General features: G+C 45.7%; 19 protein-coding genes. 13 read left to right on the top strand and 6 right to left on the bottom strand.

From position 1 onward, the window contains the following. Position 1: 1 nt before the first annotated feature. Positions 2-487, bottom strand: a complete 486-nt coding sequence (gene rraA / locus RHEIN_RS11605) for a ribonuclease E activity regulator RraA (RefSeq protein WP_008899164.1) — start codon at positions 485-487, stop codon at positions 2-4. Between the two features lie 556 nt (positions 488-1,043). Between rraA and RHEIN_RS11610 the strand changes: the two genes are divergently transcribed. From RHEIN_RS11610 to RHEIN_RS11650, 9 genes are all read left to right on the top strand, one after another. Continuing rightward, on the top strand, positions 1,044-3,041 hold the full coding sequence (locus RHEIN_RS11610) for a putative bifunctional diguanylate cyclase/phosphodiesterase (RefSeq protein ID WP_008899165.1): 1,998 nt from the start codon (positions 1,044-1,046) through the stop codon (positions 3,039-3,041). A gap of 76 nt (positions 3,042-3,117) precedes the next feature. Beyond that, positions 3,118-3,642, top strand: coding sequence for a phosphatase PAP2 family protein (locus RHEIN_RS11615; protein ID WP_008899166.1), 525 nt, complete (start codon positions 3,118-3,120; stop codon positions 3,640-3,642). 147 nt (positions 3,643-3,789) lie between these two features. Further along, positions 3,790-5,670, top strand: coding sequence for a methyl-accepting chemotaxis protein (locus RHEIN_RS11620; RefSeq protein ID WP_008899167.1), 1,881 nt, complete (start codon positions 3,790-3,792; stop codon positions 5,668-5,670). Between the two features lie 341 nt (positions 5,671-6,011). Then, positions 6,012-8,462, top strand: coding sequence for a putative bifunctional diguanylate cyclase/phosphodiesterase (locus RHEIN_RS20440; protein ID WP_008899168.1), 2,451 nt, complete (start codon positions 6,012-6,014; stop codon positions 8,460-8,462). A 492-nt stretch (positions 8,463-8,954) separates the two neighbouring features. Continuing rightward, positions 8,955-10,124, top strand: a complete 1,170-nt coding sequence (locus tag RHEIN_RS11630) for a SpoIIE family protein phosphatase (RefSeq protein WP_202797817.1) — start codon at positions 8,955-8,957, stop codon at positions 10,122-10,124. Then, positions 10,124-10,693, top strand: a complete 570-nt coding sequence (locus RHEIN_RS11635; RefSeq protein WP_008899170.1) for a SiaB family protein kinase — start codon at positions 10,124-10,126, stop codon at positions 10,691-10,693. The genes RHEIN_RS11630 and RHEIN_RS11635 overlap by 1 nt, the downstream gene beginning before the upstream one ends. A gap of 43 nt (positions 10,694-10,736) precedes the next feature. Further along, positions 10,737-11,117, top strand: coding sequence for a DUF1987 domain-containing protein (locus RHEIN_RS11640; protein ID WP_008899171.1), 381 nt, complete (start codon positions 10,737-10,739; stop codon positions 11,115-11,117). 18 nt (positions 11,118-11,135) lie between these two features. Beyond that, a complete protein-coding gene (locus RHEIN_RS11645; protein WP_008899172.1) occupies positions 11,136-11,858 on the top strand; it encodes a GGDEF domain-containing protein in 723 nt (240 codons plus the stop codon). A 316-nt stretch (positions 11,859-12,174) separates the two neighbouring features. Continuing rightward, complete coding sequence (locus tag RHEIN_RS11650) at positions 12,175-12,495, top strand: hypothetical protein (RefSeq protein ID WP_008899173.1); 321 nt, start codon at positions 12,175-12,177, stop codon at positions 12,493-12,495. Between the two features lie 10 nt (positions 12,496-12,505). Here the strand turns inward: RHEIN_RS11650 and RHEIN_RS11655 are convergent, their stop codons facing one another. The 5 genes from RHEIN_RS11655 to priA all read right to left on the bottom strand — a co-directional run bounded on the left by RHEIN_RS11655 (position 12,506) and on the right by priA (position 17,680). Then, positions 12,506-12,916 carry a gamma-butyrobetaine hydroxylase-like domain-containing protein gene (locus RHEIN_RS11655; protein ID WP_008899174.1) on the bottom strand — a complete coding sequence of 137 codons (411 nt, stop codon included), beginning with the start codon at positions 12,914-12,916 and terminating at the stop codon, positions 12,506-12,508. Between the two features lie 27 nt (positions 12,917-12,943). Continuing rightward, positions 12,944-14,275, bottom strand: a complete 1,332-nt coding sequence (hslU, locus tag RHEIN_RS11660) for an HslU--HslV peptidase ATPase subunit (protein WP_008899175.1) — start codon at positions 14,273-14,275, stop codon at positions 12,944-12,946. An 11-nt stretch (positions 14,276-14,286) separates the two neighbouring features. After that, entirely contained in the window at positions 14,287-14,805 is a 519-nt protein-coding gene (gene hslV, locus RHEIN_RS11665) for an ATP-dependent protease subunit HslV (RefSeq protein ID WP_008899176.1), read from the bottom strand. Positions 14,806-14,924: 119 nt separating this feature from the next. Further along, positions 14,925-15,488: an SPOR domain-containing protein gene (locus RHEIN_RS11670; protein WP_008899177.1), complete on the bottom strand. Its 564-nt coding sequence runs from the start codon at positions 15,486-15,488 to the stop codon at positions 14,925-14,927. A gap of 29 nt (positions 15,489-15,517) precedes the next feature. Beyond that, positions 15,518-17,680, bottom strand: coding sequence for a primosomal protein N' (gene priA / locus RHEIN_RS11675; RefSeq protein WP_008899178.1), 2,163 nt, complete (start codon positions 17,678-17,680; stop codon positions 15,518-15,520). A 196-nt stretch (positions 17,681-17,876) separates the two neighbouring features. On the opposite strand from priA, the gene rpmE reads away from it, so the two are divergent. The 4 genes from rpmE (at position 17,877) to RHEIN_RS11695 (ending at position 23,530) form a co-directional block, all read left to right on the top strand. Further along, entirely contained in the window at positions 17,877-18,089 is a 213-nt protein-coding gene (gene rpmE / locus RHEIN_RS20705) for a 50S ribosomal protein L31 (protein ID WP_008899179.1), read from the top strand. Between the two features lie 459 nt (positions 18,090-18,548). Continuing rightward, positions 18,549-21,824, top strand: a complete 3,276-nt coding sequence (locus RHEIN_RS11685) for an nSTAND1 domain-containing NTPase (protein WP_008899180.1) — start codon at positions 18,549-18,551, stop codon at positions 21,822-21,824. 33 nt (positions 21,825-21,857) lie between these two features. After that, complete coding sequence (locus RHEIN_RS11690) at positions 21,858-22,244, top strand: DP-EP family protein (protein ID WP_008899181.1); 387 nt, start codon at positions 21,858-21,860, stop codon at positions 22,242-22,244. Positions 22,245-22,492: 248 nt separating this feature from the next. After that, the gene (locus tag RHEIN_RS11695) at positions 22,493-23,530 is read left to right on the top strand and encodes a sensor domain-containing diguanylate cyclase (protein ID WP_008899182.1); all 1,038 of its coding nucleotides are present in this window, start codon (positions 22,493-22,495) and stop codon (positions 23,528-23,530) included. Positions 23,531-23,541 lie beyond the last annotated feature (11 nt).

The following is a 23,541-nucleotide window of genomic DNA, read 5'->3' on the forward strand; positions in this document are numbered from 1 at the left end:
GTTATTCCAGATCTAAAGGCTCGGGTGACAAAATAATACCTGTATTGTCTGCATACAGATGATCACCAGGTAAAAAAGTCACACCACCAAAATTAACAGGAATTTCGTGTTCACCAAAACCACGATCATCAGCACCTACAGGAATAGCGTTGACTGCCTGAATGCCAATATCAAAATCTTCCAGCGTATCAACATCACGCACACTGCCGTAACAAACAATACCTTCCCAACCGTTAGTTGCAGCCAGAGATGCTAACTCGCCATCGATCAAAGCACGACGGGCTGAACCACCACCGTCAACCAATAACACTTTACCGACGCCAGGTTCAGCTAAAGCCTGACGAATTAAACCGTTGTCTTCAAAGCATTTAATCGTCTGGATTGTGCCACCAAAAGAACGACGACCACCGTAGTTGGCGAAAATGGGCTCAACCACATCGATCATGTCTGCATAAAGGTCACATAATTCCGAAGTGTTATATTCCATGTTGTGCTCCAAAGGTTAAGTCTTTGATCAAAAACACAGTATACCCGTCTCACCTGAAGCTGCAAGGTCGTTGACAGCCCTCAATCGCCCCAATCACATAGTTTGTCTATGCTCATGGGGACTCACTCGTCTGTCGCCTCGTTGCAACTTCATCTGCTTAGGGTATGAACCCGTCTCACCTGAAGCTGCAAGGTCGTTGACTGCGCTCATTCGCCCCAATCACAGAGTTTATCTATGTTCATGGGGGCTCACTCGTCTGTCGCTTACTTGCAACTCCAGTTGCTTTGGTTATTAACCCGTCTCATCTGAAGCTGCAAGGTCGTGAATTGCGCTCATTCGCCCAATACCATAGTTCGTCTATGCTTATGTAACTACGTGGCTTTAATACAAATTCAATTCTTTAGATTCGCTCGCTGTTTTATCGCAAGAACCTTTTAGCACAGCAAGGTTAATTGTTCATTTCACTATTCTTCTACACCTTGATTGTGACTCTGTGTTGCCAGTGCTAAGGTGACTTTGCTAATTTAATTAAAGTTGTTTAATCAGGATCCTGCCTTTGAGTTCAGAGCTGTTAGCCCGTACCTTGTTACACCTGACGCAAATAGGGTTTGCAATCACCCTCTCTGCTTTACTTTGGTATTTTTTCAGGGTGTATCAACGCAACTACCTGAAATCCTGGGCTATAGCTTTCTGTTGTTTTACTGCCTACGCAGCTTTAGTCCTGGTGGATGTGTTCTGGCGACCTGTATTTGCCGCTGTCTGGTTGGGGCAGATGGTTAAATTTTTATTAATCTGTTTTTGTTATGGCTTCGCCGTTTGGATCCTGGTTGGGGTTTTTGAAGCGGTAAAACAACAACGACTGGCCGCAAGAACAGTGAATCAGCTGTTGTTGCTGGTGACAGGTATTTCATTTTTTTCTGTAGTCCCGTTTCTGGTTTTCCCTCAGGCCCAGGATTGGCTGGTCTACCTGCAGCTTTATATGCGGCTATTTTTGATTGGTGCTGCTTTGTGTGTGGCAGGATTTTGGTTATGGAGTTTAACTAAACTTATTTTTGCCACCAAAGTGGTTGCCAGTGCGATGTTGGCCTGGGGCTTGCTTTTTTTGACCAGTGGCAGCGCTATAGCCTGGCAGAATGCTGAAGTCGACTACCATCAGGTTGCTATGTATTTCAAACATCTGGAACTACTGATCCAGGTGATCTTAGGCTTAGGCCTGATCATTTGGTTACAGGAAGATGAGCGCAGCACGAACCGCGAATTAACGGCCAAAACCCAGTATCTGGATAGTCATGACCCTTTAACCGGAGCTTTAAACCGGGACGCTTTGTTGCGGGAGTTAGAATTATTGTTGCAGGCAGATACGCCATTGACCTTGCTGATGATTGGTCTGGATAGCTTTAAGGTGGTGAATGAGTCTGTTGGTTTAAAACAAGGCGACCGTATTTTACGTGAAGTCAACCGGCGTTTTGAATCCTCTATTGTGAAGCCCCGGCTGATAGCCCGCACAGGTGGCGATATTTTTGCGTTGGTACTGGAAGATTGCAGTACAGACCGACAAAAGCTGTTTGCGTTACAGCATCTGGAGCAACTGATTGAAAAGCCCTTTACCACAGACAACGGCTTGATCAAATTAACGGCCAGTATAGGGTTAGCCAATGCACCACAGCATGCTGTGGAAGCCGATCAGGTATTGCAGAAAGCCAATATTGCTTTTCACCACTGTAAGCGTCTGCAGCAACGCTGTACCTTTTATCAGCCAGGCATGGAAGAAGAATCAGCCCGTTTGCTGAATTTAGAAAAAGACTTGCTACTGGCTCTGGAACAAGATCAATTTGTGTTTTATTTCCAGCCCCAATGGGACCTTCGTGAGCAAAAAATTGAGGCTTTTGAGGCTTTAGTGCGCTGGGAGCATCCGCAAAAAGGTTTGCTGATGCCGGGCCAGTTTTTACCTTTAGTTGAGCAAGTCGGATTAAGTAAAGAGCTGGATTTGTTGCTGCTGGAGAAAGCGGTCGGCACTTTAGCCGAATGGAAAAAACAAGGTATTCATATTCCCATCGCTGTAAATATGTCACCCGTGCATTTTCAGGTGGATGGCTTAAAAGGGCGAATTCAGCAGTTACTGTTGAAGTATCAGGTTTCACCAGCTGTACTGGAACTTGAGATCACAGAAAATACGGCCATGAGTGATATGGAAAAAGGCTCTAACTACATCAATGAGTTACAGCAAATGGGTATCCGTGTTTCTATTGATGACTTCGGTACTGGTTATTCGTCTTTAGGTTATTTACGAAAAATGCCAATCGACAAAATCAAAATTGACCGTAGCTTTGTCACCGATATGGCCGCGAATGATTCCGATATGATGATAGTTAAAACCATGATTACTCTGGCTCATGGCTTAGGCAAGCGTATTCTGGCGGAAGGGGTTGAAACTGAAACCCAGTTGCAGTTACTTCGTACTTTAGCCTGTGATGCGATTCAGGGCTACTTACTGGCTAAACCTTTGCCTGAAGCTGAAGCTTTGGCTTTGTTGAATGGCTGTACCTTGTCCTGACCATTTATTGGTTGTCATGTTTTTGTCACTAAGCCTCTTTAAGCTACAAGAGTCAGGGTAAAACGACGGGTGGCTTATGTGGTTACAAAAGCTCGGCTTGTGGGACCAGCGCTGTTTTCTTGCGCTTTTTAGCAAAAGTGAACGAAAACGTATCTATCAATTTAGTTTCTGGTGTTCTAAAACCGGTGACGGCCCTTTATACCTGTTGTTAGTTGCGTTGCTGTTTGCGTTAGAACTGACCCATGCCAGTGCCTTTACCGAGTTGCTACTGCTCAGCTTTGCGATCGAACTGCCTTTGTATCTGTTGCTGAAAAACTCGATTCGCCGTCAACGCCCTTATCAGTTAATGGCGGGAATGATGCAGGCCCATATTGAAGCCTCAGATAAATTCAGCTTACCTTCTGGTCATACAGCTGCGGCTTTTGTTGTTGCCAGTGCTTTGTTGTGTTTTTATCCACAGTGGGCCTGGTTGGCTTTTAGCTGGGCAGGCTTAATTGGTTTGTCACGTATACTGTTAGGGGTACACTTTCCACTGGATATTCTGGCAGGTTCTTCTTTGGGTGTGTCCAGTAGCGTGATTGCACAGCAAATTTTGCATTAATTTTGCACGTTTTACTAAATATTTCATATTTCATTCGACTAAAGTATCACTCTCTCAGTTTGCTTCTCTATAATTAACGAGTTCCGACTAATCCTTCGTCGATTCAGTCCGTTGGATAGCCTTGCCTTTGTTTGTGGAGTAGCTCAAATGGCCTTTTTACGTCAGTTTTCAATACGTCAGCGTTTGTTGCTGAATGCAGTGACAGTCGCTGTGTCGATGTTAATTATGTTGGGGTTGTTATTGTTCCAAAGCAACCAGCTTAATTCTTTATCAGAGTTACGGCTTGAGGTTGAAAACCTCAAGCCAGCTGTACTGCAATTACGTCGTGATGAAAAGGACTTTTTACTGCGCTCTGATATCGAATATCAGCAAAAATTTAATCAGTCTTCAACTGAACTGAACAATAAAGTCAAAGTGCTGACAGATGGCCTGGCAGCCGAAGGTATAGACACCACCGCCTTGAAGTCTTTTAGTGAGTTCACTCAAACCTATCAGCAGTTGTTTAATCAACTGGTGCAACTTTCGGTTGAGGTGGGTTTAGACCCTGAATCCGGTTTATATGGCGAGTTCCGTTCAAAAGCTCATGCGTTAGGCCAGGCTTTTAAAGACATCAGTGACTGGCAATTAACAGCTCAGTTATTACAACTGCGTCGTGATGAAAAAGACTTTATGCTGCGAAAAGATTTGAAGTACTTAACAGCTTTTAACAAAGGGCTCGCAGGTTTTCGTGCACAAATTCAGCAAAATATTTCAGACCCTGCTTTGGTGTCGCAATTGCAGCAATTGGCAGATGCTTATGGTGTAGCTTTTGTGCAATTAGTGGAAGGGGAGCAAAAAATTGGTTTGGCCCATGACCAGGGGCTGATGGGACAAATGCGTGCTGCTATTCATCAGACTGAAGACAGCCTGGAATCTATGTCAAAAGAAGCTGAAGCTGCAGTACAGCAAGCCAGTTCGTCCAGTGAAACTCTGGCCATCAGCTTGTTTGTCCTGGTACTGGTTCTGGTGATAGCTTTAGTGCTGATGACCAGTAACAGCATTCTGCAACCTATACAAAAGGTCTGCGCGACCATAGCTTTAGTTCGCAGAGACAACGACTTCCGTTTACGGGTGGACGAAGAGGGTCAGGATGAAATGACCACTCTAGCTAAAGATTTTAATCATATGTTGTCTGATGTGCAGGGGCTGGTACGTAACGTCAACCAAGCGTTGGAAATGTTGGATGTTGCCACACATGAACTGGCAAAATCCACCTCGGAAACCAGTAAAGGTATGGCACAGCAGCAAATGGAAAGCGATATGGTGGCTACCGCTGTGACGGAAATGGGCGCTACTGTCGATGAAATAGCGGTCAATACCGAAAACACTGCGTCTAAAGCACAAGACACCAACGCCAACGCCATGTCAGGTTTAAAAGAGGTAGAGCAAACCGTTAAACGTATTAATGGTTTATCCCAGGAACTGCAGCAAGCTTCAGTGGTTCTGACAGAACTGGAGCAAGACAGCGCTACTATAGGCTCTGTGCTGGATGTGATCCGGGGTATAGCTGAACAAACCAATTTGTTGGCGCTCAATGCAGCTATTGAAGCGGCGCGTGCTGGCGAACAAGGTAGGGGGTTTGCCGTTGTGGCGGATGAAGTTCGTAGCCTGGCGCAGCGTACTCAGGAATCAACAGGCCAGATTGAGAAAATCATTTCAGGTCTACAGCAACGCACCAAAAACATTGTGGCTGTGATGCAAAACTGCCAGACTCAAGGCAAAGAAAGTGCCAGTCAGGCAGGCTCGACCATAGAGTTGTTAAGACAAATCACCAACGACGTGGCTCAGATTATGGATATGACTACCCAAATTGCCACTGCAGTGGAAGAGCAAAGTTTAGTGGCTGCTGATGTGAATAAAAATGTAGTGCGTATTCGGGATATTTCTGAAGACTCGTTAAATATTTCCAAACACAATGCCCAAATCAGTGAAGAAGTTGCCAATCAGGCCAGTATGTTGCATCAAACTGTGGATAAATTTAAGGCTTAAAACTTTAGCCTGCTAACATGCTGTGGTTTACCGCGTAGTATTAATTCATCGTTTGCAAAGACCAGATGCAGCTTTTGCGCATCTGGTCTGCACTGCCAGCTCCGTAGCAAGTAAAACAAAATACCTTGTTGAGTTTTTCAGGAATTTATTATGTTTGTGTAAGCGGTTTGAATTTGTTTAGGCAGACATGAGGTATGTTGATTCTTTCCCTGTTGATCCAGCAGTTTTAGTCCTTGTCTTTGAGGAGCTCTTTAGCTCCTCTTTTTCTTATCTGACCATGGAGCAATAATTCTGCCATAAATGTGTCGTATGCTTGCGGCTGTATTGTCGGGGGTCTATGTATGCGAAAGTTTTTGGACTATTTACCACTCGCCAGCGCTCTTGTCATTCTCAGTACGACCCTGATTATTGCCGCTTATTCCTATCAGCAAGAATTTAATAAAAGCAAATTACGCTCTAGCAATCTGGCTCAGCAACTAGGCACTTCACTGGAGATACTGTCTGCAGACCGTTCGAGAGCTCTTCGTAGCCTTGCAGAGAACTGGCCAACCGGATTAGCGAATCCGGTAGATTGGTTTAATGTCAGAGCAAAAGATATCAGCAGGATGCTACCTGGCTTTGAAGATATAATCCTGTCTGATGCTCAAGCTCAGATCACATGGTCTATCCAGCAAGACAACCGAAGCTTGATCGCTACACCCTTGCAGAATTTATTGAACAGTACATTTGATTTTACTCATGAGTTTCACTCTGTCGTGATCACGTTACGCTCAGAGCACTATGTAGCACTGAGTATGCCCGTCTATATCAATGATAAACTGGCCTGGTATCTGACGGCCTTGATCGACAACAGAGCTGTGCTCTATGCATTAACCAGTGATTTTGAAGAACGGCAAATTAGTCTGGATGTCATGGATGGGAATTTCCAAATTCTCTCCTTGGGTAAGATCAAAAACAGATACCCTTACGCAGAGATCCATAGCAGCTTCGCTAAACGAGACTGGCGTTTACAAACCCAAAGTTACGAAGATACGTATCGTCAGCCCTCCCTTATTGCACTAACCGGCTTTTTATTATCTATAGCTGTGTACCTGATACTGTCGGGGTGGCTTCGACGTGAACTACATATCAAGGAGCTGCAGTCTTTTTATCAATCTGCAGCCGACGCTTCTTTAGACGGCGTCTTGCTTTTTGTTGCTACGACCATTGTAACCAGGCCCAGATTTACTGTGATTAGCCTTAATAAAGTCGCAGCAGAGCTGTTTTATCAAATACACCCTATTCCTTCGCACACCAGTCTGACAACCTTTAGTCATCATATTGGCTATCCGCAACTTGAAGAGCTTAGTCTGAAGGTGTATCAGCATGGCGAACCCTTCAGCGATATCATTCAGACGCATGAGCGTATGAGTCCAGTAAGTTGGCTAAAGATTCAATTGGTGCGTACCGAAAAAGGTGTTGCATTAACCTTGCACGATGTATCGAAAGAGCAAGAGCTGCAACAAAAAATTGTATTCCAGGCACATCATGATCAATTAACCGGACTATTAAACCGCTATGCCTTTAGTCATGAATTGCAGCGTTTAGTTGGTGAACAATCCAGGTCATTTTTATGCTACATCGATATGGACAGGTTTAAGCAAGTGAACGATAGCTGCGGCCATGTGGCGGGAGATGAATTGCTGCAAAAGGTTGCTCAATTATTGTCCAGTTGCTTAAAGCGAAATGATGTACTGGCTCGAGTCGGAGGAGACGAGTTTTGTCTGGTGATCAGAAATAAGACTCTACCCCAGGTAAAAATCGTATTGGATCGACTTCTCAAACTCATTGCTGATTTCAGGTTCCGTTGGAATGATCAGGTGTTCATTGTTGGTGCCAGTATAGGCGTACTTGAGCTGAGCGATGGTTATCACAGAGATCCGATTGATATGATGAAGGCCGCAGATGCAGGCTGCTACATTGCTAAAAATGCAGGCAGAAATCAGTATTTTATTGTGGACGACAGAACGCCGGAATTTAACCATATTGAACAAGAACGCTACTTTATGAATGTGGTTCGTCGAGCTCTGGTGAATGACGAGTTTACTCTTTACGCACAGCCTATAATCCCGCTGGCTAAAACAGGACAAATCCATATCGAGATTTTGTTGCGACTCAAAGGCGATACGGGGGAGGACATTTCCCCTGGAGTATTTATTCCACTCGCTGAGCGTCAGGGCATGATGCGGGAAATAGACCAATGGGTGATCACTAAGGTCTTAAGTGAACTGGAACATCACCCGGAGTATTTAACCGAGCTGGATAAATGCGCCATTAATATCTCTGCGGTGTCATTGTGCGATTTGAGTTTTTTGCCCTGGTTGGTGGCTCAACTAAAAGCCAGCAATGTACCAGGTTCTAAATTGTGTTTTGAAATAACAGAAACTGCAGCTATTACAAACCTGGCTCATGCTCAGAAGTTTATCCGAGAGCTACGCCAACTCGGTTGTCGTTTTTCGCTGGACGATTTTGGCGTGGGTATGTCTTCTTTTGGTTCCCTGAAAACCTTAGACGTGGATTACGTCAAGATTGACGGGTCTTTTGTCAGAAATATGAAGTGTGACAGCTCTGACGCGGCTTTAGTAAAAGCCATGACAGATATAGTCCATAGCATGAAAAAAGAGGCTATTGCTGAATTTGTCAGTGACAACGAAACCTGTATTTTGCTCAAAGAATTTGGCGTTGAATATGGTCAGGGCTTTGGTCTTGCTATGCCTGAGCCGTGGACACAAATTTGCGATAAATCTAAATAGTTATAGGTTTTAGCAGAAGCTTCTCTTTGAAAGTAGCTTTGTTGTTTATAGTTATGCAGCTCAATTGCTACGGGGATTTTCAATAACAGGTTTAAGTTGTCGGTGGTAAATGCACACGCAAACTTAATTTGTCTGAACTGTGTCTCGGTCTTAAAGATGGATCGACACCTTTTAAATTCTGCTATTGAGCATAGTTATAAGTGTCAGCCCCAATAGCATAAGTCAACTCAGTTTTATGTTGTGTCATAGAACCAGATGATTAAGTAGTTTGGTCGTTCCACAGCGTCATAAAAAACCAGTATTTCTGTAATACACACGTAATTGCAATGGCATAGCATTTTGCCCATAAAGATGAGTGATTTACATATTGTTTTAAATCACTGTAACTCAATAATTCAGCCATAACTGACGATGACCACTATGCAAATGTCGCCGCTTCCGCCAATGAGTTTTAGAGCAGTCGTTCAGCAGCCCAGTGCGCTGGATCTGTGTGTGGAAACCCCTTGGGTTACTGCAGACGATCTCAATGAAAGGGTATTAGAGGTATTTAGCAAACACCGTGACCTGACCAGTTTGCCTGTCACTGAAGACGATCGGCCTATTGGACTTATTAGCCGCAGTATTTTTTTATCGCAGATGAGCAAAGCTTATCACAAGGAACTCTATGGCCGTAAAAGCTGTATTGCTTTTATGGATAAAGATCCTCTGGTTGTTGATGCGGGAATGGATATTGAGAGCCTTACTTTCAAAGCCGTAGAGTTCGGCGAAAAAGCGCTGGCCGATGGTTTTATCATTACCCGGGAGGGTAAGCTGGCTGGCGTTGGCCATGGCTTGCAACTGATGCGTATTGTTGCGGACATTCAAGCTGCGCGCAACCGTCAAGTAACCCATAGTATTGAATATGCTAGTGTTATTCAGCGCTCTATGTTACGCACCTCAAGCGAGGCACTGCAAAATGTGTTGCCGGATTCCGACTTGGTATGGGAACCACGCGACATAGTCGGCGGTGATTTTTACCACTTTGCTTCGCAAAAGGGTGGCTGGTTTGGTGCTGTGGCCGATTGCACAGGTCATGGTGTCCCTGGCGCATTTATGACGCTGATTGCCAGCAGTAGCCTGGGCCAAGCCATTGAGCAACTGGGGGCGGATAACCCGTCGCAATTGCTAGGTCAGGTCAACCGCGGCATTAAACAAATGCTTGGCCAGATCAATGATCAGGATGCTACGCCGGGATCAGATGATGGCATGGATGCGGCTTTCTTTTGGTTTAACACCGCCGAGCGGACCTTATTGTTTGCTGGTGCCAAATCCATTCTGTTTGTGCTCCACCCCGGTGAAGAGGGGGTGGAAATGATAGACGGCGACCGCAAGGGGGTGGGCTATGTTGACAGTGATATGGATTTTAACTGGACGAATCGCTTAGTGCAGCTCAGGGCAGGCAGCCTGGTATTTGTGACCACTGATGGTCTGATTGATCAGATTGGCGGCCCAAAGGCGATCGCCTTTGGCAAACGTCGTATTCGGGAGGTCTTGCTGGCAAACCGCCATCAACCCAGCTGCACCATTAACCAGATCATGCTTGATACTTTTGGCGAATGGCAAGGACAGCAGCAGCGTCGTGATGATTTAACTTTTTTCTGCTTTCGTGTACAGGAATCTTAATGACTACACCTTTGTTCGTTAATGATCAGCTGGCGTTTTGTGAAATTGCCCGCAAGCATCACGTGATTTTTTATTATGTTGGTTACTTCTCGCAGAATATTGTTGCTGCCATGGCCGATGCAGTAAAACTTAAACTGGAAGTCAGCGGTGTAAACGGCCCGACCCGGCGTAAATTGTTTTCATCCTTTGTCGAAATGGCTCAGAACATTATTCATTATTCTGCGGATGCCTTAACGCCCGCAGAGCAAGTTAACCATGAAATACGTCATGGTTCGGTCTGCATTAGTGAAAATGCCGGACAATACAACTTACTCTGTGCCAACCCTATTAGCACTGATGTTGCTGAAGACCTGCGCCAGCGCTTAGAGGCATTGCGGGGCATGACGATGGATGAGATCAAGCAAGCCTATAAGGAGTCACTGCGCGCTGAAGCTCACGAAGGTAGTAAGGGAGCAGGTTTGGGTTTTCTGACGATGGCACGTGATTCACGTGAACCGCTGGAGTTTGAGTTTTGGCCTATGGAACAACGCCCAGATGTGGCTATGTTCTACCTCAAAGCCTCTATCTGAAAGAATTAAGCTATAAACTGAATCGATGGAGAGAAAATTGTTGATGGAAAATTTATATATAGCCGCCACCCCAAGTTCGCCAGAAGTGAACTTCGATTTTGCGCAACACCACCTTAGTGTTCGCGGCGAGTCTTATCCGGAGAATGCAGCAGCATTTTACGGCGACATCATCAAATCCCTGCGTGATTACTTAGCGCTTTGTACCGATACTAGTATTAGCATGGATATTGCTCTGGCTTATTTCAACAGTTCCAGTACCAAGATGTTGTTTAATATTTTTGAAGCGCTGAATGATGCACAACGTGCTGGTAATAAAATTACGGTGAATTGGTATCACGATGAAGAAGACGATACCATGCTGGAGTTTGGTCAGGAACTCAGCGACGATTTCACTGACATCACCTTTATCAACCACGCCGTCTGACAAGACTGATGCAGTATTATGTCTCAGCCTAATCCCGATTTGTTTGACCAGGAAAATCTTGCGCTTGCCGCGGCTCGCTCAACTTTTGAAAGCGACACAGCATCCTCTGCCCAGTACCGCGAAGCACTTGGCGAGTTGATTAACTGCTATGAACGGTTACTGCGTGAGACCAGCCGTTTAATCCGCCGCAGTGACCGCGAAGAATTTGAAATGAATCAGCTTAATAACAGGCTAAATGAGCTGGCAAGTGAACTGGAATACCGTGCCACCCACGATGCACTGACCAATGCACTGAACAGAGGTGCAGTTATAGCAAAGGCAAATCAGATTATCCGCAGCCAGGGGCTTGCAATCATTGTGCTCGATATAGATTTTTTCAAACAGGTAAACGATAGTTTTGGCCATTTGGTGGGTGACAAAGTAATTTGTGGCGTCGTAGAAGCGGTGGAGCGTTGCTTACCCGAAAGTGGCCTGGTAGGGCGGGTTGGAGGTGAGGAATTTACCGTGTTGCTGCAAGACAGCGATTACACTCAGGCATTTACCATTGCAGAGCACATTCGCGCTGAAATTGCAGGCTGGGATTTCTCCTTACCTCAACCGAGGCAAATCACTGCAAGCTTTGGTGTAAGCTGGACACCGGCAGGCGCGAGTTTCAGTATTGCTTATGGTGCCGCAGACGAAGCGCTGTATAAAGCCAAAAAAGCCGGCCGCAACCGCGTGATGCGAGCCGACCAGCTGTAACCAGATTAACCTTATCCTCGTATGATCAAAATACCTAAGCTGCCAACTCAAGTCTGAGTGAAATAGCTGATCCTAATTGTGATACAGCTGCTTCAACCTATGCTTACCACCCGTAAATGCTGCAGCGATATCCATAAAGTAATAAAACTGCTCCAGTAATCAGAGAATTTTTTTATCAGGCTAGCTATATCTGGCTGGCGGGGCCAAATTTGTTGTAAATCAAAGTAGTTGCAGATTTTTGGCAGCAGTTTCTCGTTTTATAGCGTAGTTTTGCTTATAGTTATGCGGTTCAATTGCAGCAAGGATTTGCATCACTATGTTGAAATGTGTGAGTGTTCAATGTTCGCGTAAACTGCAATTATCTGAGCGTGAGCGACTGGCGATAGTTGACGAGCAGGGTAAAATTTTTATGTATACAGGGCTTTTTGGATCAGAAAAAGACCTGATGGACAAAGCTGCTCAACAGCAAGTGGCTTTTGTTTTTGTGAATAACAGTTTCTATTTGCCTGAGTCATTTCTTCAGTCGATGTACCCAGAGCGTATGCAGCAATTGAGTGAGATGCGCAACAGCATTGATGAACAATGTGAGTGTGAGTCCTCAAGCTTGGCGGGTTCACATGAACTTTCGTTTGGGTAGTCTCCTGGGCTCAAGAAATCTGTTTAATACTCAGTTGGCTGTCGCGGTTGCTGTTAGCCTGTTTTAAGCGTAGCAAATAATCCTTCCAGAGTTCATCCTGCTCAGCCGCCAGTTTTGCCAGATAAGCCCAGCTATACAAACCTGTCTGGTGTCCATCGTCAAATACCAGTTTCACCGCGTATAAACCGACAGGCACGATCTGGCTGATCGCTACGTCTTTTTTATGGCTGACCAGTTGGGGTTTGCCATGACCACGCACTTCAGCCGAAGGCGAAAACACCCGTAAAAATTCAGCGCTAAAACTACAGCTCTGGCTGTCTGAAAATTTAACGTCCAGAACTTTGCTGAAGCGATGGTAATGCAGCACAGACACCAACGAGGTTTTTGCAGCTGTAAAAGAAGCTGAAGTCTGTGCTGTCATCGGGTCCACCTTGAGTCAACTATCAGGTTATAAAATAAAGCGGCTTAAGTCTTCGTCCTGTACTAAAGCGTCCAGATGCGAATCCACATAAGCTGCATCGATCAAAATTTGTTGACCACCATGATCGGCGGCATCAAAAGAAAGATCTTCCAGTAATTTTTCCATCACAGTGTATAAGCGACGGGCGCCTATATTTTCAGTGCGTTCATTGACCTGCCAGGCCGCGTTGGCAATACGCTGAATGCCATCTTCGGCAAAACGTATTTGCACACCTTCAGTCGCCAGCATAGCCACACTTTGTTCGGTCAGCGAAGCTTTAGGCTCGGTCAGAATACGCTCAAAATCATTGGCTGATAACGCATCCAGCTCAACCCTGATTGGCAAACGGCCTTGCAACTCTGGCACTAAATCTGATGGTTTTGCCATCTGAAAGGCGCCACTGGCAATAAACAGAATATGGTCGGTTTTTACCATGCCATGTTTAGTGGTGACAGTGCAGCCTTCGATTAATGGCAGCAAATCCCGTTGCACACCTTCACGCGAAACATCAGGCCCACTGGTTTCGCCGCGCTTACAAATTTTGTCGATTTCATCAATAAAGACAATACCGGTTTGTTCTACCGCTTCCAGCGCTTTTAGTTTCAGCTCTTCCGGATTCACCAGACGGGCGGCTTCTTCTTCCACCAGCTGTTTAAAGGCATCTTTAATTTTCAGCTTACGGCTTTTTTTCTTGTCTGAACCCAGATTCTGGAACATAGACTGCAGCTGGGATGTCATTTCTTCCATACCGGGTGGCGCCATAATTTCCACACCCATCACAGGGGCTGCCAGATCGATTTCAATTTCTTTATCATCCAACTGGCCTTCACGTAACTTTTTACGGAAAGTCTGGCGGGTGCCGCTGTCTGATTCGCTGGTTTCAGCTTTACCCCAGGCATCACGGGCCGGTGGCAACAACGCATCCAGAATACGTTCTTCTGCTGCTTCTTCAGCGCGGAATTTGTTTTTCGCCACTTCCTGCTCACGGAACATTTTCACAGCGCTGTCGGTTAAATCTCGGATAATACTTTCCACTTCTTTACCGACATAACCCACTTCAGTGAACTTGGTGGCTTCTACTTTAATAAAAGGCGCATTGGCTAATTTAGCCAGACGACGGGCGATTTCAGTTTTACCTACACCAGTTGGGCCTATCATCAGAATGTTTTTTGGCGTGATTTCCTGACGTAAAGCCGGGTCCAGCTGCATACGGCGCCATCTGTTGCGCAGCGCTATGGCTACTGCACGTTTAGCATTGGCCTGACCAATAATATGGCGATCCAGTTCGTGGACTATTTCTCTTGGAGTCATATCAGACATTCAAATTACCCTTACAATTCTTCAATGGTCTGGTGATGATTGGTATACACACAAATATCACCAGCTATGGTTAAACTTTTTTCTGCAATTTCGCGGGCGCTTAAATCAGTGTTGGCCAGAAGTGCAGTGGCAGCCGCCTGGGCAAAAGGGCCACCGCTGCCAATGGCAATCAAATCATGTTCCGGCTGGATCACATCACCATTGCCTGTGATGATCAGCGAACAATTGGCATCAGCCACTGCTAATAAAGCTTCGAGCTTGCGTAACATGCGGTCGGTGCGCCAGTCTTTGGCTAATTCAACAGCTGCACGCATTAAATGGCCCTGATGCATCTCGAGTTTGGCTTCAAAGCGTTCAAATAAAGTAAAAGCGTCGGCCGTGCCTCCGGCAAAACCTGCCAGCACTTTGCCATGATATAAACGGCGAACTTTGCGGGCATTGCCCTTCATCACAGTATTGCCAAGCGATACCTGGCCGTCACCTGCAATGGCAACATGGCCGTTGCGGCGTACAGAAACAATAGTGGTCATCAGAAGCCCTTTTTGGCTGAGGAAAACGAATTACCAAGGAGATAAGGGTGGATATGCAGATTTTCAATGCCCTTTCTGTGGAAAGCTGTTGCTTTGAGCAGAAAGGGCTAAGAGGAGGATCAGAGTGTGGCGATACGGCAGTCAGCCACTTTTTGGCGTAGTAAACGACTTCTGTCACTTTCCGCCTGACGTTTGCTGCTGTAAGGCCCTAAAGTAACCCGAAAAAATACGCCGTTTTTGCCTTCTATACGTCGTACTTCCGAAGGGTAACCAGCAAAGGCCACTTTGGCTTTCATTTGCTGAGCCGTTTCGTTGGCACGGTAAGTACCACAAAACATTAAAAACGGCCCTTTGGCTTCCAGTTCTTCCACTGTCACCTGAATTTCCTTGTTTTCCAGCTCTTCAATATACTGGTAAGGCTCTTTCGCAGGCTTAGGTGGCAAATCGTCTTTTTTGCTGGTGATCGCCGGAGTGACTGGATCTGCTACCGGAGTTTTTTGCGATAAATGGTATAAAAACCAAATAAAACCAATGACTAAAACACCGACCGTTATCACTAATGGCCAGGGGAAAGGTTTCACTGTTTTGGTGTTTTTTCTGGGTCTGGGCGCGGCCCGACCTGCTTTGACATAATCTTTTTGTGGCATCTTCACAACTAAGGACAACTGGCCTGATGTCCGCATTCTACTGCAGTTTTGTTAAAAAGAAATGTTTAATTCAGGTCTTGTGGGTCTACATCCAACTGCCATTTCACCTTGCGGCTTAGCGACCAACGGCTGATTTCGGTCAATACAGAGTCCAGACTTTGGTGTAATTGTTTTCTGTCTTTGGCAAAAAGCTGAATTTGCCAGCGGTATTTGCCCGCCTTACGTTCCATAGGGCAAGCCAACGGCCCCAACAACTGCACTTGTGGCCAGTTTTTATAATGTTCCGCTACTTTTTGCAGCCATTCTTTACAGAGTTCCAGTTGATGGGCCTCCACTCTGAATAACGCCAGAAACATAAAAGGTGGTAAAAAGGTTTGTTGTCGCTCTTTTAATGCACTGCGGGCAAAAGAGGCGTAACCGTTTTGGATCACATCCTGCAGCAGCGCATGGCCCGGATAATGAGTCTGCAGCAGTACTTTGCCAGGCTGTGAGCCTCGTCCGGCACGACCTGAGACTTGGGTTAACAACTGAGCTAACTGTTCAGGTGCTCTGAAATCATTGCTGTATAAAGCAGAGTCGACATCAATAATCACCACCAGGCCAACATTTGGGAAATGATGGCCTTTGGCCAGCATCTGAGTGCCTAAAATAAGCTGGGGTTCGCCCTGTAATATCTGATCCAAGGCTTTTTGCAAACTGCCTTTGCGTCTGATGCTGTCTCTGTCCAGCCGGGTGACGGTATGAGTTGGGAAAAGTTGTTGCAGCTGCTCTTCCAGCTGTTCAGTGCCCTGACCTACAGGTGCCAACTGAGTACTGCCACAACCGCCACATTGATGCGGCACCCCTTTGGTCGCACCACAGTGGTGGCACACCAGCTGGCGGCTTTGTTTATGAAAGGTGGTAAAAGCACTGCATCTGTGGCATTCGGTCATCCAGCCACATTCATGACAAATAAGAGCTGGCGCAAAACCACGACGATTTAAAAACAGCAGCACCTGCTGGCCTAGTTTTAAATGTTGTTCGATACGCTGCCGGGTTAAACCTGCCATGCCATGTAACATTTGCTGCTGCTTTAAATCCACCAGCTCGACAGTCGGCATTAACTGGCCAGCGGCGCGGTCGGGCAACTCCAGATGAGTGAAACGGCCTTGCTGCACATTGGCAAGGCTCTCTAAGCTCGGCGTCGCTGAGCCTAATAAAATAGGGCAGCCCTGAATAGAGGCACGTTTAATGGCTAAATCGCGGGCGTGATAGCGAAAACCGTCCTGCTGTTTAAAGGAGTTGTCGTGTTCTTCATCAATAATCAGCAAATCAAGCTTAAGGAAAGGTAAAAACAACGCAGAGCGGGTGCCAATCACTATAGCTAAATCACCGGTTTGGCAGCGTTGCCAGACAGTAAAACGCTCCAGATCTGTCATATTGGAATGCCAGACGCCAACAGGCACGCCAAAACGTTGTTCAAAACGGGCTAAAGTTTGTGGTGTTAAACCAATTTCCGGCACTAACACCAGCACCTGACCAGCTTTTTTCACCACAGGGCTTATCGCCTGTAAATAGACTTCAGTTTTGCCGGAACCTGTGACCCCTTCCAGTAAAAAACAGCTAAAACTGCCTAAAGCCTGCTGTACTGCAGTCACTGCCAACGCCTGAGCTGGATTCAGTGGTAAGGATTTCTGTTGTTCATCCGCCGTTTGATAAGGGCCGTATAAGAGTGGCGTGACTTGAGCCCAACCTTGTTCAACAAAATACTGCAGCTCTTTGCGCTGAAAATGCTCCAGCAACTGGCTTTCGGTTTGAGGTTGTTGCAGCTGCTGCCACAAAGCCAAACGTTTTTTTGCTGCCTTAAACTGCTGTTCGGTTAAATGCAGACCTGCTTCGGTCAGGCTATAGCTATGGCCTTTGACCGGATCGGCATTTTTACCATCACGTAATAAAGCGGGCAGGGCACTGGTCAAAACATCGCCTAAAGGATGATGGTAGTAATCTGCGGCAAAACTGAGTAACTGGCGAATAGGGGCTGCTAATACCGGAGTTTGATCCAATACTTCGGTCACAGCTTTTAATTGAGCTGCGTCGTAACTGTCGGTTGGGTTCAGTTGCCAGACAATACCTATCAGCTCGCGTTTGCCAAAAGGTACTAAAACACGACAACCTGGGCTTACCTGCTCATCACAAAGGTAATCAAAATGCACCCGAAGAGGAATGGGCAACGCCACCCGAATTACCATCACAGCCAAAATCCACCTGTTTTATCAATCAATTAGTGTAATGGCCCAGCACAGACAAAGCCATTAAAAATAAATTGGTCAATTTGTTGAAACTTTGAGCCTTACCAATTAAACTACGCGCCCTAATTTAACTGAAATTGCGTATGGTGTCTGACAAAAGTTGATCAGATAGCGATACGGCCTAACGAGGTAACCCATGAAACCAAGTATCCACCCGGAATACAAAGAGATCACTGCAACTTGTACTTGCGGTAATGCTTTCAAAACTCACTCTACACTGTGCAAAGACATCCACTTGGACGTTTGCTCAGCTTGCCACCCATTCTATACTGGTAAGCAGAAAGTGTTAGACGTAGGCGGCCGTGTTGACCGCTTCAAAAAACGTTTCGCAGTACTGGGCGCCAAGTAATTTCAGGCATCAGTCAAAAAAGGCACCTTGGGTGCCTTTTTTTATGGGCTGCAAAATATTCCGGCCAGCGGTCAGAGCCACTGGCGCTCATCCGGGCATTGCCAAACTGTTGGCAATGCTGAAACCGGCTTCGCCCTCCGGGCCATAGTCGCTCCGCTCCGCTGTTAAAAAACAGCAGGACAGCTGTTTTCACAGCTTTAGCTGCCGTAGGCGAACATCAAGGACGATGTGAGTGAAAAATCGTTCCAGACGATTTTTTTATTGGGTGTAATTCAAGACGGGCGGGGATCATGGATTGTAGGGGCGCCCTTTATGGTCGCCCGCGCGGGGTCCACATACCTAAATTGGATGTGCAGTCAACGCCGCTGCGGCTTCAACAGCGGCGGGTAAAAAATCAGTGCTTTCATAATGCCCCTCACAACTATATATTAAACATATAGTTAACTTCCGGTTCTGGTTATGAGCGGTACTTTCTTTTTTGGCGAGTGGCAGGTGGATCCCAGTGCCAATACGCTGAGGCTTGGCAAACAGCTGATCCAGCTTGAACCTAAAGCTATGGATGTGCTGGTGCTACTGTGTCAAAAGGCCGGAGAAGTACTAAGCAGTGATGAGATTGTCAGCACCTGCTGGCCTCAGACCGAAGTGGGCGATAACCCACTGCATAAAATTATCACCCAAATTCGTAAAGCCCTTGGCGACAGCGCTACCTCTCCTTCTTATATTGAAACCATCCGTAAACGCGGTTACCGCACCCTGGCTCAGGTGACTTTTCCGCTGGGGCAGGAAGAAAGCGCCACACCACAAAGCTGGCAGGGGAGTTCGCCTTTTCCGGGTTTACAGGCTTACGATGCGCGTTATGCCAAAGTGTTTTTTGGTCGAGGCAGCCAGATTGATACCTTATTGGAACGTGTTGCGCAGCAAGTGCAGTACGGCAGAGCTTTTTGCTTAGTCTTAGGTCCAAGCGGCAGTGGTAAATCCTCGTTAATCAACGCTGGCGTGATGCCAAATCTGATGCAAAACAGTGGCTACCATGGCGTCAAGGTGGAGTCGTACAGCAGTCTGGATTTAGCCGATCTGACACCAGGCCAATTATTGATGCAGCTCGGCAGTGCTTTGCTCGACTGGGAGGTGGCGGACCAGCCGGTATTTGACGGCTGCAGTGCCGAACAGCTCGCAGACAAATTACAACATCAGATGGACTGGGTGCTGCAAAGCTGTAAAAAGGCGCTACAAAACCAAAATCACAGCCAAAATGAAAGCAAATCCCGTTTTGCCATTTTTATCGACCGGCTTGAAGTGCTGTTATCCTCGCCGCTGTTTAGTGAAGAAGAGCGGCTGCTGTTTATCGACCGGATGGAACAACTGGCTACTTCAGGTTCTGTGGTGGTGTTAAGTGCCTGTCGTAACGAGTTTTATCCTTTACTGGTCACCTATCCCAGTTTGATGGCAGGCAAAGCCCGTGGCGCGCATTTTGACTTAGCACCGCCCGGCAGAGCTGAACTTTTACAAATGATCCGCTTACCCGCCATTGCCGCCAATTTAAGCTGGGACTTAGACCCAAACACAGCAGTGCCGCTGGATGAGTTGTTGTGCAGCGAAGCCGCCAGTAACCCCGATGCTTTACCTATGCTGCAATACACCTTGCAGGAATTGTATTTACAGCGCAGCGATAGCAACCAGCTGTTGTTTTCTGTCTATAAAAACTTAGGCGGTATTGAAGGCGCTATAGGTAAAAATGCCGAGCAGGCTATAGCCATGTTAAGCACAGCAGAAAAAGACAGTTTACCCAGGGTTTTATCTTTACTGGTGACTTTACGTGAAGACGAACAGTCCATCACCAGCCGCACTGCACTCTGGCAACAATTACAAAATGATGCTGAGCGCTTTTTGGTACAAGCCATGGTGGAGCATCGTTTATTTGTCTCCCACCTGCAAAATGCTGTGCCTTGTTTTAGCATAGCGCACGAAGCTTTATTAAGACGCTGGCCACGAGCCACAGCCTGGATAGCAGAACATCATCAAAGTTTAAGTGTAAAAAGCCGCCTGCAGCATTTAACCAAACGCTGGCTGGCCGAAGATAAACACAGCGCTTATTTATTGGCCGACGGCAAACCTTTAGCTGAAGCCCAGCAGTTGGCACAAAATGGCTTTTTTACTTTAGATGCCAATGAACAAGCTTTTATTTTGGCTTCAGGCAAAAGATCCAAATTAGTACGCACCAGCAGGCGCTTCACCTTTGCTTTACTCTGTGTACTGACTTTTACTGCAGTATTAATGAGCTTCAGAAGTTTTGAAGCGGAAAAACAAGCACAGCAAAAACGATTAGCAGCCGAAAGTTTATTAGGTTTTATGGTGGGTGATTTTGCCGACAAGTTACGCAGCATAGGCCGGATGGATTTACTCGACGGTATCAGCAATAAAGCACTGGAGTATTTCAGCGATTTTTCTGATGCAGAACAAGACCAATACCTAAGCACCCAGGCCCGTTTACAGCATGGCCAAACGCTGGAAGCTATGGGTGAAGTGGCTTATTCACGTGACAAAATTGATGAAGCCAAAACTGCTTTATTAGCAGCCAGAGAAAAACTGGCACCAGTACTTAGCGAGCAGCCAGATAATTTAGAACTGCTAAAAACCTTAGGCGCTAATGCCTTTTGGTTGGGGCAAATTCATTACGATGCCAAAAACTGGTTGGCCGTTAAACCAGAATTTGAGCTGTATTACAGCTATAGCCAGGCTATGTACAAAATAGCGCCAGACAGTGTCGATGCGTTAATGGAGCTATCCTACGCTACTAATTCGTTAGGCTCTTTAGCTATGAATTTGCAAGAGTTTGAGCAAGCTACAGCTTTTTTTGATGAATCGCTCAATCTTAAATTATTAGCAAAAGCTAAAGACCCAGCTAACACTGCCTTAATTGCTGATATAGCAGATACCCGCTCTTGGTTGGCTAGTGCTGCTGCAGCTAGAGGGGATGCTCCTAAAGCTATAGCGGTACACCAACAAATTCAGGGCGAGTTCGAAAGGCTGGGCAAGAATCTTAAAGCAGATGCTTATCTCCTTGAAAAAGTATTCAGTAGCTACTCCATATTAGCTTCTATTTATCAGCATCAAGGACTAGTCAAGCAGGCATTTACTAAGCTATACCAAGCACAAAATTTATTAGAGCAAGCTTTGAGTCAAGATCCGGCGAACAAAGTTTGGCGAATAGAGTTGTTCCACATTAAGACTCAATTAATGCGTATAAATGTTGGCTTAAAGGATGTACGTGTTAGCTACAGACCCGAGTTGCTAAAATTAGAACTGGACGACGAGAATAAAGAGTTTATTAGTGAAGCGCAGTACCGTAGTGGCTATGGTCGATGGCTGGTTGAGTCTTCGCGTTATTATCAAGGGATTGGAAAGTGGAAAGAAAGTGAAGATCTTACTAGGCAGGCGTTACTATTTTATAGGGAATTATTCTCTGTGACCCCTGAAGATAAGCATTTAAAGGTTTTCTTAGCCGAAATGGAGTTACTACAGGCTATTCATTATGAAAGACAGCTCCTGCACGATAAAAGTCAACAATCTTGCGTCAGGGCAAAAAGTTTATTGGAACCCTTACAGCTGAAAGATAAAACGCCTCATTATATTCAACCTTATGCCAGAGCTTTAAGTTGTCTAAATGAACTTGAGCAACACCCTGAGCTGCAACAACTTTTACAGAGATCGGCTATCGTACTTACTATTTTTTAATTCTCGTTATTAAACCCAAACCAAGGAAAAGTTATGAACGCAACAAACTTAAATCAGGGCCCGGTTATTGAAGTCATGATCACACTGGATACCAATCAGGAACCTAAAGTCACTTATCTGCAGGAAGGTGAAGTTTGCACTGGTAATGTAGTGGTGACTTGTGGCGAAGATATTACCTACAGACTGGTCAATTCTGCTGGTTATGCTTTTATGGGCGCAGGCTTTTTAACCCCTTATGACAATATTATTGACTCAGTGCAGGTATCTGCTGATGGTCAGGAACTGATACTTGTCGATGAAGATAATGTACAGGGTACAACTAAGTTCCAGTTAATTTTTACTAATACTACCAATAGCCTGCTGTTACTAAGTCCAGATCCGCAAGTAATCAATAAAGACATCAAACCACCTAAGTATTAATACAGCCTTTAGTTATGCGATTCTAAATACTGAATCTACTTTGGAGGTTAGCATCTATAGCAGAGGGTAACTCTTCGTTTAAAAGCCCCAATCGGGGCTTTTTTAGTTTATTTATCATTTTTATTTTATTTAAATTCAATCACTTAAATCGGAAGGTTGCCGGAAGGTTTGTTTTTTCCATAAGTTCTAAAGTCATGCTCAGTAAACGCAGTAATGCGTCGGTACAAGGGCTAATGGAGCACAGACCTATGACAGGTTCAACACAACCTAAAAGATTATATTTAACCTCTGCACCGGTGAGTGAAGCCAATACTAGTTCAGCTGAACTGAACCCTTCGCTTTATAACCGCAACGATATAAGCCGGATCGATTTTTCTGGTGCTGGTGGTTATGCGGTGCCTCACCTTGAATCTTTACCTGCTTTGATTGAGTATTTGTCTGAAGCTGTGTTAGTGGTCAATTCCAGTGGCAAGATTGTTTGCATCAATAATAAAGCTGCTCAGTTTTTGGGCCATACCCAAGGGGCATTACGTGGTCACTGCTGGCCTGACTTTTTAGTCAAACGTTATCAGCTGAGTTATAAGAACATGGTGGATATGGGCCGTCGTGGTTTATTGTCACAGCAGCATAACCTGGCTGAAATGGCCATTATTTGCGCTAATGGTTATGTAAAAGATATCGAATTGTCGATGACCTATTTACCTTCAGATGATCCGCTGCTGGTGATTGTGATGCGTGATCTGACTTCTCATAAAGCTGAATGCTATAAGTTGCATATGCTGGCCTGCACCGACCCTTTAACTGCGCTTGCCAATAGACGCCATTTTGATGAGATGTTGCAGAAATACTGGGATGAATGCAGTAAAACACAAAGCCCTGTTAGTGTGCTGATTGTTGATGTGGATTATTTTAAACAGTTTAATGATCAATACGGCCATATTCAGGGAGATGAATGTTTACGCCGTATTGCCGCAGCAATTTCATTGGCGGTTCCCCGTGGTCAGGGTTTAGCGGCCCGTTATGGTGGTGAAGAATTTGCACTTATTCTGCCTTATCACGACGAAGCTATGGCCAAAGCTGTAGCCTTAAGAGTGCAGCATTATGTGCGTCAGTTAAGTTTCTGCGAGCAAGGTTTGCCAGAGGATGTATCTGTCAGCGTCAGTCAGGGTTTTGCCAGTGAAATCAATGGCCAGTTCCGTACTCCCTTTGCGATGTTATGTGCGGCTGATACGGCTTTGTATCGTGCTAAAGCAGAAGGGCGGGATTGTATTAGCACTTGTTGCTGATTGCCCTAACG

This window comes from Rheinheimera sp. A13L (genome assembly GCF_000217935.1).
Taxonomy (GTDB): domain Bacteria; phylum Pseudomonadota; class Gammaproteobacteria; order Enterobacterales; family Alteromonadaceae; genus Pararheinheimera.